Genomic DNA, 17,028 nt, shown 5'->3' on the forward strand with positions numbered 1-17,028 from the left:
GCCGTCAGCCATCGGTGGAAACGGTAACGGATTTCCAGGCTTCCATCTCTTGCTTGAGGCGCTCGATCCTGTCCGATACAAGTCCAAGGGCATCGCTGCCGAGCAGGAGCTGCGGCGGAGGGGCGTCCGATTCGATCAATTCCAGAACGGCAGCCGCAAGCTTGTCGGGATCGCCGAGCTGCTTACCGCTTTTGGATTGCCGCGCCTGCCGGATCGGATCGAACAGCGCGTCATAATCCGCGATTGATCGTTCGGTCCGGACCATCGAGCGCCCGGCCCAGTCGGTCCGGAAGGAGCCGGGGCAAAGGGCGGTCACCCGAACGCCGAATGGTGCCATCTCCGCTCGCATGACCTCCGAGATGCCCTGAAGGGCGAACTTGCTTCCGCAGTAATAGGCGATGCCGGGCATGGTGATCATGCCGCCCATGGAAGTGACGTTGACGATGAAGCCGCTGCGTCTTTGGCGGAAGCGCGGCAGGAAGGCCTTCGCGACCGCAACGGCGCCGAAGACATTCACGTCGAACTGGCGCCGCATCTCCTCGAGGGGCGACTCTTCAAGAATTCCCTCGTGGCCGTAGCCGGCATTGTTGATCAGCACGTCGACCGGTCCATGGTCTTCTTCCGTCTGTCGAACGACGTCTGCAATCCGGTCGAATTCCGTCACATCGCATAGGATGGACCGTGCCATCGGCAAGCGTTCCTCGAATGTCACCTGTGACTGTTTCGAGCGGACACTGCCGATAACCTTATGGCCCTGGCTGCTCGCGGCGGCTGCGATCGCGAAGCCGAAGCCCGAATTCGCTCCGGTGATGAAAAAAGTCTTCTGTGACATGGTCGAAATCTCGTCTTGATTGCTTGATGCCTATGACAGATAATCTTCGAAATCATCGCCTGCGATTGCAAAAGCTATGGATATCTTGCCAAATCCTCTGAAACCGGAAGACGAAGGGTCGAAGCGCCGGGAGTTGGTGGAGCTGGCGGGGCTTCTTGCTCCCAGCCAGGGATACAATGCAACAGCGCTTGCCGGGGTTCGTATTCTTAGGACCGAAGCAGTCCTTCATGATGTCCCCGTGCTCTACAAGCCGGGCGCGGTATTCGTTCTGCAGGGGCGAAAGCAGGGCGTGCTGGAAGGCGAGGTCTATCTCTACGATGAGGAGCATTATCTGGCCGTGTCGGTGCCTGTTCCGTTCCGGATGGAATCATCAGCAAGTGCAGAACGCCCTTTGCTTGCCGTTTATCTCGAGTTCGACATGCTTCTGGCTGCAGAGATCGCCTCTGAGGTGGGAGCGAGACAGTCCGGACCAGCGGCCGGCAAAGTGAGAAGCCTAATATCAAGCAGGATGGAGCCGATGATCGAGGATGTCGTGCTGCGCCTGCTGCGGGCGCTCAGCGATCCCATCGAGCTTGCGGTTCTGGGAACAGCCATCCTGCGCGAGCTGCACTACCGGGTTCTCGTCGGCCCGCAGGGCGGAGCGATGATCTCAGCCCTTCAACAACAGGGCATTTCCGGGAAGATCGTACGAAGCCTGGCCCGATTGCGCGAAACCTATAGTTCCGAGATTTCGGTTGCCGCGCTGGCGCGCGAGGCGGGGATGAGTGTTCCCTCCTACCACGTCCATTTCAAAGCCCTGACCGGCAGCAGTCCGATGCAATATGTGAAGGCGATACGGCTTCACGAGGCACGGTTGATGATTGCGCGTCAAAGTGGGACGATTGCGGAGGTGGCGGCATCGGTCGGCTATGCCAGCGCCGCCCAATTCAGCCGGGATTTCAAACGGCACTTTCGGCGGACGGCCTCGGAAGAGGCCAAGTGGGTTCGCCAGCATCTTGGCGAGCTCATCTGAGCCCTCGAGATGGTTTCCTCCTGCCCCGGTACATCGCTCCGGCCTCAGGCGGGCTTGATGCCGCAGAGCATTTCGCGCTTGCCGGCAAAGCCTTGGCGTCGCTCCACCACAAATCCTGCCGCCTGCAGGTTTCGCCTTACGAAACCGGCGGCTGCATAGGTGGCGAAGGTGCCGTTCGGAACCGTCTTGTCATGGAGCGTCTGCATCAGTTCCGGCGACCACATGTCGGCATTACGGGAGGGTGCGAAACCGTCGAGATACCAGGCATCAAAACCCTGTTCGGCGCGGCTGACGCCTTCGAGAGCCGGATCGCAGACGACGCAGAGGCGCGTATTTGCATCTAGCCTCAGCGACACGACACCCTGCGGGTTGTCCGGCCAGGCTGCGGCAAGAGCCTGTCGCTCGCTGTCGATTTCGGGCCAGTGCGATAAGGCACGGTCGATTTCCTCGGCCCGCATCGGATAGAGTTCGAAGGACATGAAGTGCAGGTTCGAACCGGGGATGGCCTGCTGTCGCCACTGGCGCCAGGTCTCGCAGAAGTTCAGGCCGGTGCCGAAGCCGAGTTCGCCGATAAGGAAATCTCGCTGTCCGTGCCAGCGGGCAGGCAGTCCATTGCCGGCCAGGAAGACGTGACCACATTCCAGCCTGCCATCGGTCTGGCAATAAAAATGGTCGCCAAATGCGGTCGAATAGGGCATATCGCCGTCGCGCCATTCGAGCTCCGGGCTTGCCGCATGGGTTTCGGGCGCCTTGGCCTGGTCGGAAACTGGATCTGTCATGGAAAGAGCCGATAATCCTCCGAGACCTGCCGGTCAATCGTCCGTCGATCTGCTGATCGTCGGCGGCGGGATCATGGGGCTATGGGCAGCCGTCCATGCCGAGCGTCTTGGTATCCCGACATTGCTTGTCGAAGCCGGCCGTTTCGGGCAGGGGGCGAGCGGCGGTCTGCTTGGCGCGCTGATGCCGCACATGCCGGATAAATGGTCGGACAAGAAGCAGTTTCAGTTCGATGCGCTTGTCGCGCTGGAGGAGGAGATTGCGGCCCTGGAAGCGGAGACCGGTTTTTCAGCTGGTTATCGTCGCGTCGGTCGCTTGATTCCGTTGCCAAAGCCGCATCTGAGGCAGATTGCGCTTGGCCATTCCCGGGATGCGGAAACGCGTTGGCGGCATGGGGATCGGCAGTTTCACTGGCATGTGCTGGATGCCGCACCAATCGAGGGCTGGATCGAACCTTCAGCCGGAGAAAGCGGATTTGTCCACGATACACTGGCGGCCCGCGTCGCGCCGCGGGCGTTTCTGGAGGTCCTGCGGAGGTTCCTGGCAGCGGCACGACATGTTCGGCTTTGCGAGGGCGTTGCCGTCGAGAGTATCGATCCGGAGCGGGGCATTGCGCGTTCGAGCGATGGCGACATTCGCTTCGGCCGTTGCGTCCTTTCTGCCGGCTACCGTTCATTTCCGATCCTTGATGAATTGACGGAGGGACGCAAAGCCTCGCTCGGCCAACCGGTCAAAGGGCAAGCGGCGATGCTGAAGGCCGATGTCGACGGCGACATGCCCGTTATCTTCCGCGATGGCCTCTACATCGTTCCGCATGAGAATGGGTTGGTCGCGGTCGGCAGCACGAGCGAGAACCGATTTGACGATCCCTTATCGACGGACGGGCAGCTCGATAACTTGCTCAATGCGGCGCGCATCATGGCGCCGGTGCTGGCTGGCGCTGAAGTCGTTGAGCGTTGGGCGGGCTTGCGTCCGAAGGCTGTGGATCGCGATCCGATGGTGGGTGCGCATCCCGATCGTCCCTCGCTGATTGCGCTCACGGGTGGCTTCAAGGTGAGCTTTGGGCTGGCGCATAGGCTCGCGGAGGCGGCGGTGCGCGAGGCGGCGGGGGTGCCAGGTCGCTTCAACTTGCCGCAGAGTTTCACTTTAGCGAGTCATATTTCAGTCATATCACATAAAACGTGAATTCAGGCCTCTTCTGGGTCGTCAATCTGTCACGCAAATCACCTATCTCCTTGGCCATCGGTGCCGGTTTGGCCTGCTGACGTTACGCCCTGGAGGAATTTATGCGGTATGCCATTTGCTTCACACCGTCTGCGAGCGATCCGCTGACGCTTGTGGCGGCGAATTGGCTCGGCCGCAATGTCTATTCCGGCGAGATGGTCGATCCGCCGGCGGTCCGTGGGCTTGGTATCCATGAGATCGCTTTCTACACCGCGGTTCCGCGCCGCTATGGCTTCATGGGGATTCTGAAGGCGCCGTTCCGGCTGGCCGAGGATATGTCCGAGGCGGGGCTGCTGCGCGACCTGATGCGGTTCTCCGGCACGGTCGCGCCCTTCGAAATCCCAAGGCTCGAGGTCGCGCGCCTCGGCGGTGCGCTGGGCCTTGTTCCCTCCGCACCAAGCCAGCAGATGCATTTCCTCGCGGCATCGCTGGTGCAGACCTTCGATCAATACCGGGCTCCTTTGAGCGAAGCGGAAATAGAGCGCATCGATCCGGATGGGCTTTCCGCCACGCAGTTCGCCAATCTGCATCGCTGGGGGCATCCGCATGTCATGGACGAGTTCCGCTTCCAGATGATGCTGACAGGGACGGTAAGCCCAGCCGACATGGCGCGCATCGAGCGTGCGCTGCGCAATTTCTTCGAACCCGCTTTGGCTGCGCCCGTCCCCGTTTCCAACATCGCGCTCATGATGGAAGAGGGCGCCGGCGGTCCCTTCCGGGTGCATTCGCTGCATCCGATGGGAAAGGTCAGCGCCCGCAAGATCGCCTAGATTAGCGGATGGCGTGCACGCCAATACCCCGCTTTGAAGCGAAAGTGATTTTCCCACTTTCCGTCTCGACTTTCGTGGCGTGGATGCTACCGTTCCGCGATCAGAGAAGGTGCTTCAATGTCGGAAATCTATCCCCGTAATCTTATCGGCTACGGCCGCAATACGCCGGATCCGAGATGGCCCGGCGATGCCCGCATCGCGGTGCAGTTCGTGATCAATTATGAAGAAGGCGGGGAGAGCTGCATTCTCGACGGTGATCCGGGGTCGGAAAACCTGCTTTCGGAGATCGTTGGCGCGGCCTCCTGGCCGAACCAGCGCAATCTCAATATGGAATCGATCTACGAATATGGTTCGCGCGCCGGCTTCTGGCGGCTGTGGCGCATGTTCACCGAACTCAAGGTTCAGGCGACGGTCTATGGCGTGACGCTGGCCATGGCCCGCAATCCGGAAGCGGTTGCCGCCATGAAGGAGGCGGGCTGGGAAATCGCCAGCCACGGCTATCGCTGGCTGGAATACAAGGATTTCTCCGAGGATCTGGAGCGTAAGCACATTCTCGAGGCCGTTCGGCTGCATACCGAACTCACCGGCGAACGGCCCTACGGCATGTACCAGGGCAAGCCTTCCGACAATACGCTACGGCTCGTTATGGAGGAGGGCGGTTTCCTCTATTCCTCCGATTCCTATGCCGACGATCTGCCCTTCTGGGTCGATGGTCTCAACGGCAAGCCGTTTCTGATCATTCCCTATACGCTTGAGACCAACGACATGCGCTTTGCGACACCCCAGGGCTTCAATTCCGGCGACCAGTTCTTCACCTACCTCAAGGATGCCTTCGACACGCTCTATGAAGAGGGTAAGCAGGGCAGCCCGAAGATGATGTCTGTCGGTCTGCATTGCCGTCTCGTCGGCCGCCCCGGCCGCGCCGCCGCGCTGCGGCGATTCATCGAATATGTGCAGAAGCACGACAAGGTCTGGATCCCGAAGCGAATCGAGATCGCCAACCATTGGTATGAAAATCACCTTCCCGGGGGCGTGCGCTGATATGATCTCGCGGGATGATTTTGTCGGCCGCTTCGGCGGCGTCTTCGAACATTCGCCTTTCGTTGCCGAGCGCGCCTACGATCAGGGCGCCATTGCCGAGCCGTTGACCTCCGGCGGCGTGCATGTCGCGCTGGTGCAGGCCTTCCGCGCCGCCAGCGAGGCGGAGCGACTTGGCGTGCTGCGGGCACACCCCGATCTCGCCGGCCGGCTGGCGATTGCCGGCAAGCTTACCGAGGATAGCCGCAAGGAGCAGGCCGGTGCCGGGCTCGACCGGCTGAGCCCCGAGGAGCACGCCCGGTTTACCGAACTGAATGCCGCCTATGTGACGAAATTCGGCTTTCCCTTCATCATTGCAGTGAAGGGGCTCGGCAAGGACGATATCCTTGCCGCCTTCGAAACCCGGATTGGCAACGGCCGGGACACGGAATTTGCGACGGCTGCCGCTCAGGTCGAAAGGATCGCGCTGCTGCGTCTGCAATCCATGCTGCCTCAAGCCTGACGTTTGGCCTCAGAGCCGCGATTCTTCCAACCCATGCCCTTGGGCTGATTTCCCGTTGAGGTACGCGCTGTTTTTCGGTCTACTCATGGCTTAGTATCCGCTTGGCAGGATATTGAGCCATGGGGCCGCGGAAAGCATTGGACAAAGATAGAAGTGGACGGATGATTGGTGACGCCAAGAGGCGCGTCATCTCACCGGAATCGGGCGTTGCCGGCGGAGGAAAGCCGGCATGAGCCTGGATCGACTGATTACCTATCTCGAACGCATGCAGCAGGCTGCATCCGAAGCCGGCCATTTCCTCAGGGAAACCGATCAAGCGACATTCTCCACCAATATCGAGAAACAGCGTGCCGTCGGCATGAATCTTCTGCTGATCGGCGAGGTTGCCGCCCGCATTGCCGAGGAATATCCGGAGTTTGTCGTTGACCATCCGGAGCTGCCTTGGCATGTGATGCAGGACTTCCGGAATCGGATTGCGCAAGGATATGTCGACATCGAGTTGGCAGCCCTGTGGGATATCGCTCACAAATCTCTTCCGGAGTTGCTCCTGCAACTGGACTCCATTCGCCACTGGCGAGCGGAAGGCGAATAATCAGTCAATGACACAGCATCTAGACATCAATCCTTTGACAAAGGCAGCGTTCGAGCCATTCGGCGATGTGATCGAGGCCGATCCTGCGACCATGCGATACATCAATGGCGGCACGACCGAGCGGTTCCATGCGTTGTCGAATGCCGAAGCTCTTGGCGACGGGGCGCGGGTTATCCTGAACCTCTTTCGCGGCCAGCCGCGTGCCTTTCCCTTCTCGATCGACATGATGGAGCGCCACCCCTTCGGCAGCCAGTGTTTCGTGCCGCTGAATGGCTGGCCGTTCCTCGTCGTCGTTGCAGAAGATGAGGGCGGCAAGCCCGGCAGACCGCAGGTTTTCCTGGCGCGTGGCGATCAGGGCGTGAATTATCGGGTCAATGTCTGGCATTATCCCTTGATGGCACTCGACGAGCCGAGCGATTTCCTCATCGTGGATCGCGATGGCCCCGGAAACAATTTGGAAGAGTACTTCTTCGACACGCCCTTCATCATCGGAGCACCGACGCTATGACCGGACTGACCACCCATGTGCTCGATACCGCTCTCGGCAAGCCGGCCGAAGGCCTGGTGATCGATCTCTTCAGGATCGAGGGCGATACCCGCAGGCATGTGAAGACAGTCACGACCAACTCGGACGGCCGCGTGGATGGCGGTCCCATCCTGATCGGCGAAAGCTTCGTTGCGGGCACTTACGAGTTGCTATTTCGGGCCGGGGACTATCTGCGTGCCAGCGGCACCAAGCTGGCGGAGCCGGCGTTCCTTGATCTCGTACCGATCCGCTTCGGCATCGCCGATACGACGGCGCATTACCACGTGCCACTGCTGATCTCGCCTTACGGCTATTCCACCTATCGCGGGAGCTGAGACATGCGCTTTGCAGCTATTGCGGACATCCACGGTAATCACCTCGCGCTTGAGGCGGTGCTTGCGGATATCCGCAGGCAAGGCATCACTAAGATCGTCAATCTCGGCGATTGCTTCAGCGGGCCGCTGACGGCGGGCAAGACGGCTGACATGCTGCTGGAACTGAATGCGCCGACGGTGCGTGGCAATCACGACCGCTATCTGATCGAACTGGCGCCGGAGGCGATGCATGTTTCAGATCGGGCAGCGCATTCTGAACTGACGGAACGTCACCTTGAATGGCTGCGCGCCTTGCCGGTCAGTGCAGCTTATCTTGGCGAAGCCTATCTCTGCCACGCGACCCCGGCTGATGATAATGTCTATTGGCTCGAATCCGTTTCGCCCGACGGCGAGGTCTATTTGAAGCCTCTGGAAGAGATCGAGGCGCTGGCTGCCGGCATCGATTTTCCGCTGATCTTATGCGGTCACAGCCATATTCCACGCGCCGTTCGCCTTTCCGACGGGCGCCTGATCGTCAATTCCGGGAGTGTCGGCTGCCCCGCCTACGACGATGACCTGCCCTACTATCACAAGGTGGAGGCGGGCCATCCCTTTGCCTCCTATGCCATTCTCGAAAAGATTGGTGATCATTGGCTGCCGGTCTTCCGGCCGGTCGCCTATGATCACATGGCGATGGCGAAGCTCGCCGCGCAGAATGGCCGCGGGGAGTGGGCGAGTGGTCTGGCGAAGGGCTGGCTGCGCTAGGCATGTTTCTTGACTTTAAGTTGGACTTGTACCATTTATTGTACAAGTGTGGTTATAGGAGCGGAACATGCGAACGGTCATGTTTTCAGCAGCACGAAATGAACTTGCAAGCTTGCTTGATGAAGTCGCGCAGGATCGTGTCGCCGTGGAAATTGTTCGTCGCGATAAGCCATCAGCCATTCTGATCGACAAGGAAGAATATGAAGGTATCATCGAGACGCTTCATGTCCTGTCGACACCGGCAAACGCGGCAAGATTGATGGAAGCGATTACCGATGCAAACGAGGGAAAGAACCTCGTTTCCCACGATTTGCTCGATCCGAAGTAAGCCCGTCATGTTGCTTGCCTGGCACGCACATGCTTGGGAGGACTATCTATATTGGCAGGAAAGAGACCGTAAAATAGCCGTTAGAATCAACGAGCTTTTGCGGGACGCACTACGCCACCCGTTTGAGGGACTCGGCAAACCAGAGCCCCTGCGCAATCAACTCAAAGGGCAATGGTCACGTCGCATCACGCAAGAGCATAGGCTGATTTACAAAGTCGAAGGTGAAGGCGATCGGCAAACGCTTATCGTTTTACAATGCCGCTTCCATTACTAGAAATCAGCGAGTATCGACCGATCCACGGCCTTGATATCCCGCTTGCCGCAGAGCGCCATGGAGATATCCAGCTCCTTGCGGATGATTTCGAGCGCGAGCGTCACCCCTTCCTTGCCCATGGCGCCCAGGCCATAGAGGAAGGGGCGACCGATGAAGGTGCCTTTGGCGCCGAGTGCTACGGCCTTGAGCACGTCCTGACCGGAGCGTATGCCGCCATCCATATGCACCTCGATCTTGTCTCCGACGGCATCGACGATCCGTGGCAGCATGCTGATGGAGGAATGGGCGCCGTCAAGTTGTCGGCCGCCATGATTGGAGACGATGATGGCGTCGGCGCCGACATCGACGGCCGCTTTTGCATCCTCGACGTCGAGAATGCCCTTGATGATCAGCGGGCCGCCCCATTGCTCCTTGATCCAGGCGACGTCGCTCCAGGAGAGTTTGGGGTCGAATTGCGAATGCGTCCAGTGCGACAGCGTCGTCATGTCGGCAATATCCTTGGCATGGCCGATGATATTGCCGAAGGAGCGGCGCTTGGTCTTGAGCATACCCATGCACCAGCCCGGCCGCATCGCCATCTGCCAGAGATTTTTCGCCGTCATTCTTGGCGGTGCGGACAATCCGTTGCGGATATCGTTGTGGCGTTGCCCGAGGATCTGCAGGTCGGCCGTCAGCACCAGCGCCGAGCATTTTACCGCCTTGGCGCGCTGGATCAGGTTCAGGACGAAATCGCGGTCCTTCATGACGTAGAGCTGAAACCAGAAGGGCTGCTTCGTGACCGAAGCGATATCCTCGATCGAGCATATGCTCATGGTCGACAGCGTGAAGGGGATACCGAATTCTTCCGCCGCGCGCGCCGCCAGCATCTCGCCATCGGCGTGCTGCATGCCGGTCATCCCCGTCGGCGCCAGCGCCACCGGCATTGAGGCTTTCTGGCCGACCATGGTGGTTGCCAGCGATCGGTCGGACATGTCGACGAGGACGCGCTGGCGCAGCTTGATCTTGGCGAAATCCGCCTCGTTTGCCCGGTAGGTCGATTCCGTCCACGAGCCGGAATCGGCGTATTGGAAGAACATTTTCGGCACGCGCCGCTGCGCAAGCGTTTTCAGTTCGGCGATGGTCAGCGGCGCGGTCATGGCTCTTTGCTTTCCGGATGGTTACATTAAGGAGGGTTGGGATTGCCTCATTGCAGGATCGATTTCATCGGCTTTCCAGCAACATAGGTTTCGACGACGGCGCGGTCGTCGCCCATGGTCTGAAGCAGGAACAGCTCTTCGGTGAGGCTCTTCGTGACCTCCATCTTCAGCGCCATGGCCGGCGTTGCTGCGGCGTTGAGGACGATCAGGTCGGCTTCGGTGCCGATGTCGAGCGTGCCGATCTTGTCGACAAGTGAGAGCGCCTCGGCATTGCCGCGCGTCATGTAGTAATAGCTTTCCAGCGGGTTCAGCCGCTCGCCGAGCAGCTGCTGGATCTTGTAGGCCTCATCCATGGTGCGCAGCATGGAATAGCTGGAGCCGCCGCCGATATCGGTGGCGACGCCGATGCGGACGGGCTTCTCGCGGCGGGCCAGCGCCTTCAGCGGGAATAGGCCGGAGCCGAGGAAGAGGTTCGAGGTCGGGCAATGCACCGCGACCGCACCGGCCTCGCTCATGGCATCGGCTTCGCGCTCGGAAAGGTGGATCGCATGACCGAACAGGCTCTTTGGTCCAAGCAGCCCGTAGCGCGCATAGATATCGGTATAGTCGATCGCTTCCGGATAGAGCTCGCAGGTAAAGGCGATCTCGTCGTGGTTCTCGGACAGATGCGTCTGGATATGCAGGTCTGGGAATTCACGGGCAAGCGCGGCCGTGGCTTCCATCTGCGCCGGCGTCGAGGTGATGGCGAAGCGCGGCGTGATGGCGACATGGTTGCGGCCCTTGCCGTGCCAGTCTGATATCACCTGGCGGGTCTCGTCATAGCCCATCTCAGGCGTGTCGAGCAGGCCTTGCGGCGCATGGCGGTCCATCATCACCTTGCCGCCCACCATGCGCATATTGCGGCGCATGGCTTCGGCAAAATAGGCGTCGGCGGAGGTTTTATGTACCGAGCAGTAGGCAACGGCCGTCGTGGTGCCGTGGCGGATCATCTCGTCGTAGAAATGCGTGGCGATGCGCTCGGCATGCGCGCTTTCGACGAAGCGGCATTCCTCGGGGAAGGTGTAGGTGTTCAGCCATTCCAAGAGGTTGGCGGCATAGGAGGCGATCACCTGCATCTGCGGGAAATGCAGGTGCATGTCGATGAAGCCGGGCAGGATCAGATGCGGGCGGTGGTCGATTTCGGCGATACCTTCCGGCGCCTGCGCCTTTATATCAGCATAGGGCCCGGTCGCGACGATCATGCCGTTCTCGATCAGCAGGCCGCCGTCGCTTTCGTAAGCATAGCTGCCCGTATCATCGAGGCTTTGCGGCAGGCGCTTGAAGGAAAGCAGTCTGCCGCGCAGAAGGGTGGTCATTGGCTTTTTTCTCCGATGGAGCTTTCGAACCAGGCGACCAGCAATTTGCGTTCCTCGGGCGTCACCTCGGTGACATTGCCCGGAGGCATGGCATGGCTGCGGCCGGCCTGAATATAGATCTCCCGGGCATGCATAGCGATTTGCTCGTCATTTTCCAGCATTACGCCCTTTGGCGGCCGAACAATCCCCTCGTAGACGGGTTCGGCCGAATGGCACATGGTACAGCGCGTCGAAACTATTTCTTTGACGGACGAGAAATGTATATCCGAGGCATACTGCTGGAAGGCGGGAGGAATTGCATTGGCCTCCTTCTCCTCGGTCAGCACCTTGGGAACGGTCGAAAGCCACATGATGACAATGAAGAGGACGACGGTAACGATCCAGGTCCAGGTTGGATGACCCTTGCGGGCGTGTGTCGTGTTGAACCAGTGACGGATGGTGACCCCCATGAGGAAAACCAGCGCCGCGATCACCCAATTATAGGCGGTGCCGAAAGCCAGCGGATAGTGGTTGGACAGCATGAAAAAGATGACAGGCAGCGTCAGGTAGTTGTTGTGCAGCGAGCGCTGCTTGGCGATACGGCCATATTTAGGGTCGGGCGTGCGGCCGGCAATGAGATCTGCGACAACGATCTTCTGATTGGGAATGATGATCATGAAAACGTTCGCCGACATGATCGTCGCGGTGAAGGCGCCGAGATGCAGGAAGGCGGCGCGGCCGGTGAAGAGATGTGTGTAGCCCCAGGCCATGAAGACCAGGACGGCGTAAAGCACGATCATCAGGCCCCAGGTGTTGTTGCCGAGCGGAGACTTGCAAAGCAGGTCGTAGACGATCCAGCCGCCGGCAAGCGAAGCGAGCGAAATCAGGATCGCAACGGGAACGCTGACATCGAGCACATGCCTGTCGATGAGGAAGAGGTTGGCGCCGCCATAGTAGACGATGCACAGCATCAGGAAGCCGGAAATCCAGGTGAAATAGCTTTCGTATTTGAACCAGGTCAGATGCTCCGGCATCTGCGCGGGAGCCACGAGATATTTCTGGATATGATAAAAGCCGCCACCGTGGACTTGCCATTCTTCGCCATAGGCGCCGGGTGGAAGATGCGGGCGCTTCACCAGCCCAAGATCGAGCGCGATGAAGTAGAAGGATGAACCGATCCAGGCAATGGCGGTTATGACGTGGAACCAGCGGGCAGCAAAGGCCAGCCATTCCCACGCTATGGCGTATTCATACATTCAGTTCCCCTTTTTCTTCCTCCGACTCCGCACCTTGCAAAATGTTCGCGACGGAGGGAAGGGGAGAGTTTGCTGTGTCAGCAAAAAGCTACGCTCTTGTCTGGCGCCCCGGCCGCATTAGATCAGATTATGGCAGTTTTTTAATAATACGCCCTCGGCTGCTTGGAGCGGGCCGTGTCCGCGGCAGCCGTCTATCTTTCGACGGAGAATTGCCCATGCGTGGTATTCTGACGTTCGTATTTTTTCTTCTCTCCGCAGCCTTCGCCTTGGCGCACGAGGCGCCCTCCGGCTGGTCCTACGACCCTTATTGCTGCAATGGTGACAGCAAGACGGGCGATTGCGAGATGATCCCCTCGCGCACCGTCACCATTGTACCCGGCGGTTATCGAGTGACGCTCAATCCGGGCGATCATCGCTACATAACCCACGCGCATATCTTCAATCTGCCGCAGCAGAAAACCATGCGTTCGCCCGACGGAGCCTATCATCTCTGTCTGTTTCCGGACGAGAATACGCCGCGCTGCTTTTATGCACCCGACATGGACTATTGAGCGCTATTCCAGCGGCATGCCGAACTCGCGGAGAATCCAATCCCTGAAGGCGCGGATGCGCGGCGTATGGCGCCTGTTTTCGGGATAGGCGATCCAGTAGTCGGTATTGTCGGACGAAAGAATATCGAAGGGCTGTATCAGCCGACCGGAAGCCAGATCATCCGCATAGAACTCCGGGGTCAGGATGGCTACGCCCTGACCGGCCAATGCCGCGCTCGCCTCGAAGGACTGGGCGCCCAGTCTGCTTCGCGGCCGGCCCTGAAGGCCGGGATCGGGAACGCCGGCCTCCTTGAACCATTGCGCCCACCATGGGTCGCCTGCGTCGATGATGCGGAGCTTCAGGAGATCGGCCGGTTCGTGTATGCCGCCGATGGTCTCAGCAAGTGCCGGGCTCAGCATCGGCGTGAAATAGACCTTCATCAGGAGGTGCGAGCGCAGGCCGGGCCATTGGCCGCGACCGGTGCGGATGGCGATGTCAGACGGCTCCCGTGAGAAATCGATGATAGAGCCGGAGGTATCCAGCCGGACGGCGATATTGGGATGTTTGAGCTGAAAAGACCCGACATGACGAGCCAGCCACTGTGAGGCGAAGGTGGGTGTCGAATGAATGCGCAGCGTCGTTTCGGCATCGCCACTGATCGAGGCTATGGCCTCCTGTAGCAGGGCAAAGGCTTCAGCCACTTTTGGCGCCAGCTGCTCTCCCGCCTCGGTTAACAGGATCTGCCGCGGGCGACGCAGGAATAGCGGCTCGCCCACGGTCTCTTCCAGCAACTTGATCTGATAGCTGACCGCCGTCTGCGTCATGCCAAGCTCCTCACCTGCACGCGTAAAACTGGCAAGCCGCGCGGCGGCCTCGAAGACGCGGAGCGCATTCAGCGGGAGGCGTTTTGAGAGCTTCATGGATAAGTTTTCTTTATGTATGGAGACAATAGTTCGATTGGAATTCCAGCATTTTTCGCGCCAGACTGCAATTCATATCATTGATCCGACTGAGGTATTGTCATGGATTGCTATGTCGTGGAACAGGTGGAAACCGCAAGGCCAAGGATTCTGGCTCGTCTTCTGGAATCGTTGGCACAGGCCTTGGTCAAGCACGCGGAGCCATCGCCGCATCTCGATCTCGACGAGATGCCGGACCGCGTGAAGCGGGACCTTGGATTTCTTGATGGGCGGGAGCCGCGTTATGATGACTGCCGACTGTCGTAGGTGGCAAGGAGCGAATACCCGGAGAGGGTAATCACATCCCCTTCAGCCGTTCGACTGCCATGAGCACCCGTTCCGGTGTTGCCGGCGCATCGAGGCGCGGGCAGACGCGGTAATCCGCGACGCTGGCGACCGCCATCGATAGAGCCTCCAGCACGGATATGCTGAGCATGAAGGGCGGCTCCCCGACGGCCTTGGAGCGGCCGATGGTCGCCTCCGTATTTTCCGACCATTCCGCCAGGCGGACGTTGAAGATCTTCGGCCGGTCTGAAGCGAGCGGAATTTTGTAAGTCGATGGCGCGTGCGTGCGCAGCCGGCCCTTCGCATCCCACCAGAGCTCTTCGGTCGTCAACCAGCCCATGCCCTGCACGAAAGCGCCTTCGACCTGGCCGATATCGATCGCGGGGTTGAGGGAACGACCGACGTCATGAAGGATGTCGGTGCGGTCGATCAGATATTCGCCGGTCAGCGTATCGATCGACACTTCCGAGCAGGCGGCACCATAGGAGAAATAATAGAAGGGCGTGCCGCGGCCGGCCTTGCGATCCCAGTGGATCTTCGGCGTCTTGTAGAAACCGGCGGCGGAAAGCTGCACGCGGGCGAAATAGGCCTGCTTGATGAAATCCGGGAAGGGAATTTCCACCTCACCGACGCGTACGCGGTTCGGCAGAAACTGCACCTCCTCGGCGCCAACGCCCCATTTTTCAGCCGCGAAGGCGACGAGCCTTTCCTTGATCTGCCGGGCAGCGTCATAGGCTGCCATGCCGTTCAGGTCGGAGCCGGAGGAGGCTGCTGTCGCCGATGTATTCGGCACCTTGCCTGTTGTCGTAGCCGTGATCTTCACGCGGTTGATATCGACCTGGAAACTGTCGGCCAGAACCTGCGCAACCTTTGTATAGAGGCCCTGGCCCATCTCGGTGCCGCCGTGGTTCAGATGGATGGAGCCATCCTGATAGATATGCACCAGCGCGCCCGCCTGATTGAAGGCGGTCATGGTGAAGGAAATGCCGAATTTCACCGGCGTCAGCGCGATGCCCTTGCGAATGAAGCGGCTGGAACGGTTGAATTCGATGATGGCCTTGCGCCGCGCCTGATAGTCGGAACTCTGGTCGAGCTCGTCGACGATGCGGTTGATGATATTGTCAGTGACCTCCTGGTGATAGGGCGTCAGTGTCCGGCCGGAGCCTGGTTGACCATAGAAATTGGCGCGGCGCACCTCCAGCGGGTCCTTGCCGAGCGCGTAGGCGATCTCCTCGATCATGCGCTCGCCGCCGACCATCCCTTGCGGGCCGCCGAAGCCGCGGAAGGCGGTGTTGGAGACGGTGTGCGTCTTCAACGGCTTCGAGACCAGATGGACATGCGGGTAGAAATAACTGGAATCTGCATGGAAGAGCGCGCGATCGGTAACCGGGCCGGAAAGATCGGAGGAGAAGCCGCAGCGCGCGGCATAGGTGGCATCGACGGCGTGGATGCGACCTTCGTCGTCGAATCCGACTTCGTAATCCACCAGGAAGTCGTGCCGCTTGCCTGTGGCGCTCATGTCTTCGTCGCGATCGGGCCGGAATTTCACGGCGCGCCCGAGCTTCTTCGCGGCGACGGCTGCGAGCGCTGCAAACTGGTTGCCCTGCGTCTCCTTGCCGCCGAAGCCGCCGCCCATGCGGCGCACATTGACGGTCACGGCATTGGACGGGATGCCGAGGACGTGGCCGACGATGTGTTGGATTTCGCTCGGATGCTGTGTCGACGACCAGACGGCGACTTCATCGTCTTCGCCGGGGACTGCCATGGCGATATGGCTCTCGAGATAAAAGTGCTCCTGACCGCCGATGCGCATCTGCGCCTTGATGCGATGCTTGGCGTTCGCCATCTCGGTTTCGGGTTCGCCGCGCTTCAGCGTCATCGGCTCGTAGACGAGCGGTGCGCCATTGGCGAGCGCGCCGTCGATATCGCTCCAATGCGGCAAATCACGATAATCGATCTTGGCGCGGCGGGCGGCGCGGCGGGCAGCATCGCGGGTCTCGGCGATGACGGCGAAGATCGGCTGGCCGTGGAATTCGACCTTGGTCTCGGCGAGCAGTGGCTCGTCGTGCATGCCGTTGGAGCTGGTATCGTTGACGCCGGGGATATCGGCGCCGGTGAAGACCCAGACTACACCCGGATAGGCCTTTACGGCTGAGAGATCGATGCCGGCAATCTCGGCATGGGCGCGATCGGAAAGACCGAGTGCTCCATGCAGCAGGCCGGCGGGCTCGGGAATATCATCGATATAATCGGCGGCTCCGGTGACGTGCTTGCGCGCGGAGTCATGGCGCAGCGAGCCGTGCATCGAGCCGTTGATGACAACCTTGCGCTCTTCGAAGGTGGATTTGTCCATGCTTCAAGCCTCCGCGGTTTCCCTTCTCCCCAGTGGGGAGAAGGTGGCCGACAGGCCGGATGAGGGGAATGCATCGCGAAGCGATGCGTGTCCTGAGATCAGATGAAAGGATGCTTGCTCTTTGCCGCGTAACCCCCTCATCCGCCCTTCGGGCACCTTCTCCCCGAGGGGAGAAGGGGGAAGGAAGCGGCTGCCGTCATCCGGCGAAAGGTGCTGTGCC

The 17,028-nt window shown here is 60.0% G+C and carries 20 protein-coding genes; 13 read left to right on the plus strand and 7 right to left on the minus strand.

Annotated features, from left to right (window positions below):
• Positions 1-4: 4 nt before the first annotated feature.
• Positions 5-832: an oxidoreductase gene (locus AC13RM_RS22970; RefSeq protein ID WP_374815392.1), complete on the minus strand. Its 828-nt coding sequence runs from the start codon at positions 830-832 to the stop codon at positions 5-7.
• An 82-nt stretch (positions 833-914) separates the two neighbouring features.
• Between AC13RM_RS22970 and AC13RM_RS22975 the strand changes: the two genes are divergently transcribed.
• Positions 915-1,844 carry an AraC family transcriptional regulator gene (locus tag AC13RM_RS22975; protein ID WP_374815630.1) on the plus strand — a complete coding sequence of 310 codons (930 nt, stop codon included), beginning with the start codon at positions 915-917 and terminating at the stop codon, positions 1,842-1,844.
• Between the two features lie 44 nt (positions 1,845-1,888).
• Here the strand turns inward: AC13RM_RS22975 and mnmC2 are convergent, their stop codons facing one another.
• The gene (mnmC2, locus tag AC13RM_RS22980; protein ID WP_374815391.1) at positions 1,889-2,623 is read right to left on the minus strand and encodes a tRNA (5-methylaminomethyl-2-thiouridine)(34)-methyltransferase MnmC2; all 735 of its coding nucleotides are present in this window, start codon (positions 2,621-2,623) and stop codon (positions 1,889-1,891) included.
• Here mnmC2 and AC13RM_RS22985 point away from each other — a divergent pair.
• The 10 genes from AC13RM_RS22985 (at position 2,622) to AC13RM_RS23030 (ending at position 8,954) form a co-directional block, all read left to right on the plus strand.
• On the plus strand, positions 2,622-3,806 hold the full coding sequence (locus tag AC13RM_RS22985; protein WP_374815389.1) for an NAD(P)/FAD-dependent oxidoreductase: 1,185 nt from the start codon (positions 2,622-2,624) through the stop codon (positions 3,804-3,806). The genes mnmC2 and AC13RM_RS22985 overlap by 2 nt on opposite strands.
• A gap of 101 nt (positions 3,807-3,907) precedes the next feature.
• Positions 3,908-4,615, plus strand: a complete 708-nt coding sequence (locus AC13RM_RS22990; protein WP_374815387.1) for a DUF1045 domain-containing protein — start codon at positions 3,908-3,910, stop codon at positions 4,613-4,615.
• Positions 4,616-4,732: 117 nt separating this feature from the next.
• Positions 4,733-5,656, plus strand: coding sequence for an allantoinase PuuE (puuE, locus tag AC13RM_RS22995; RefSeq protein WP_374815385.1), 924 nt, complete (start codon positions 4,733-4,735; stop codon positions 5,654-5,656).
• 1 nt (position 5,657) lies between these two features.
• Positions 5,658-6,155: a 2-oxo-4-hydroxy-4-carboxy-5-ureidoimidazoline decarboxylase gene (gene uraD / locus AC13RM_RS23000; RefSeq protein WP_374815383.1), complete on the plus strand. Its 498-nt coding sequence runs from the start codon at positions 5,658-5,660 to the stop codon at positions 6,153-6,155.
• A gap of 229 nt (positions 6,156-6,384) precedes the next feature.
• Positions 6,385-6,747: a HepT-like ribonuclease domain-containing protein gene (locus tag AC13RM_RS23005; RefSeq protein WP_374815381.1), complete on the plus strand. Its 363-nt coding sequence runs from the start codon at positions 6,385-6,387 to the stop codon at positions 6,745-6,747.
• Between the two features lie 7 nt (positions 6,748-6,754).
• Complete coding sequence (locus tag AC13RM_RS23010; RefSeq protein WP_374815379.1) at positions 6,755-7,255, plus strand: ureidoglycolate lyase; 501 nt, start codon at positions 6,755-6,757, stop codon at positions 7,253-7,255.
• Positions 7,252-7,608 carry a hydroxyisourate hydrolase gene (gene uraH, locus AC13RM_RS23015; protein WP_374815377.1) on the plus strand — a complete coding sequence of 119 codons (357 nt, stop codon included), beginning with the start codon at positions 7,252-7,254 and terminating at the stop codon, positions 7,606-7,608. Before AC13RM_RS23010 ends, uraH begins: the two co-directional genes overlap by 4 nt.
• 3 nt (positions 7,609-7,611) lie before the next feature.
• Positions 7,612-8,352, plus strand: coding sequence for a metallophosphoesterase family protein (locus tag AC13RM_RS23020; protein WP_374815376.1), 741 nt, complete (start codon positions 7,612-7,614; stop codon positions 8,350-8,352).
• A 67-nt stretch (positions 8,353-8,419) separates the two neighbouring features.
• A complete protein-coding gene (locus AC13RM_RS23025) occupies positions 8,420-8,680 on the plus strand; it encodes a type II toxin-antitoxin system Phd/YefM family antitoxin (RefSeq protein ID WP_374815374.1) in 261 nt (86 codons plus the stop codon).
• Positions 8,681-8,687: 7 nt separating this feature from the next.
• The gene (locus AC13RM_RS23030) at positions 8,688-8,954 is read left to right on the plus strand and encodes a Txe/YoeB family addiction module toxin (protein ID WP_374815372.1); all 267 of its coding nucleotides are present in this window, start codon (positions 8,688-8,690) and stop codon (positions 8,952-8,954) included.
• Here the strand turns inward: AC13RM_RS23030 and AC13RM_RS23035 are convergent.
• Genes AC13RM_RS23035 through AC13RM_RS23045 form a run of 3 tightly spaced genes read right to left on the minus strand, consistent with a single transcriptional unit; the run spans position 8,951 to position 12,680 of the window.
• Entirely contained in the window at positions 8,951-10,090 is a 1,140-nt protein-coding gene (locus AC13RM_RS23035) for an alpha-hydroxy acid oxidase (RefSeq protein WP_374815371.1), read from the minus strand. The two genes, AC13RM_RS23030 and AC13RM_RS23035, sit on opposite strands and share 4 nt — an antisense overlap.
• A 47-nt stretch (positions 10,091-10,137) precedes the next feature.
• A complete protein-coding gene (gene guaD, locus AC13RM_RS23040) occupies positions 10,138-11,445 on the minus strand; it encodes a guanine deaminase (RefSeq protein ID WP_374815369.1) in 1,308 nt (435 codons plus the stop codon).
• Positions 11,442-12,680 (minus strand): urate hydroxylase PuuD, encoded by a 1,239-nt coding sequence (locus tag AC13RM_RS23045; protein WP_285173244.1) that lies wholly within the window; start codon positions 12,678-12,680, stop codon positions 11,442-11,444. The genes guaD and AC13RM_RS23045 overlap by 4 nt, the downstream gene beginning before the upstream one ends.
• 215 nt (positions 12,681-12,895) lie before the next feature.
• On the opposite strand from AC13RM_RS23045, the gene AC13RM_RS23050 reads away from it, so the two are divergent.
• Positions 12,896-13,231 (plus strand): hypothetical protein, encoded by a 336-nt coding sequence (locus tag AC13RM_RS23050; protein ID WP_069612748.1) that lies wholly within the window; start codon positions 12,896-12,898, stop codon positions 13,229-13,231.
• Between the two features lie 3 nt (positions 13,232-13,234).
• Here AC13RM_RS23050 and AC13RM_RS23055 read toward each other — a convergent pair whose 3' ends face one another.
• The gene (locus AC13RM_RS23055; RefSeq protein ID WP_440480025.1) at positions 13,235-14,131 is read right to left on the minus strand and encodes a LysR substrate-binding domain-containing protein; all 897 of its coding nucleotides are present in this window, start codon (positions 14,129-14,131) and stop codon (positions 13,235-13,237) included.
• A gap of 102 nt (positions 14,132-14,233) precedes the next feature.
• Here AC13RM_RS23055 and AC13RM_RS23060 point away from each other — a divergent pair, with 102 nt between their 5' ends.
• The gene (locus AC13RM_RS23060) at positions 14,234-14,437 is read left to right on the plus strand and encodes a hypothetical protein (protein WP_374815367.1); all 204 of its coding nucleotides are present in this window, start codon (positions 14,234-14,236) and stop codon (positions 14,435-14,437) included.
• Between the two features lie 31 nt (positions 14,438-14,468).
• Here AC13RM_RS23060 and xdhB read toward each other — a convergent pair whose 3' ends face one another.
• A complete protein-coding gene (xdhB, locus tag AC13RM_RS23065) occupies positions 14,469-16,808 on the minus strand; it encodes a xanthine dehydrogenase molybdopterin binding subunit (RefSeq protein ID WP_488555593.1) in 2,340 nt (779 codons plus the stop codon).
• Between the last annotated feature and the right edge of the window lie 220 nt (positions 16,809-17,028).

It is taken from the genome of Martinezella sp. CNPSo 3732 (assembly GCF_057784515.1).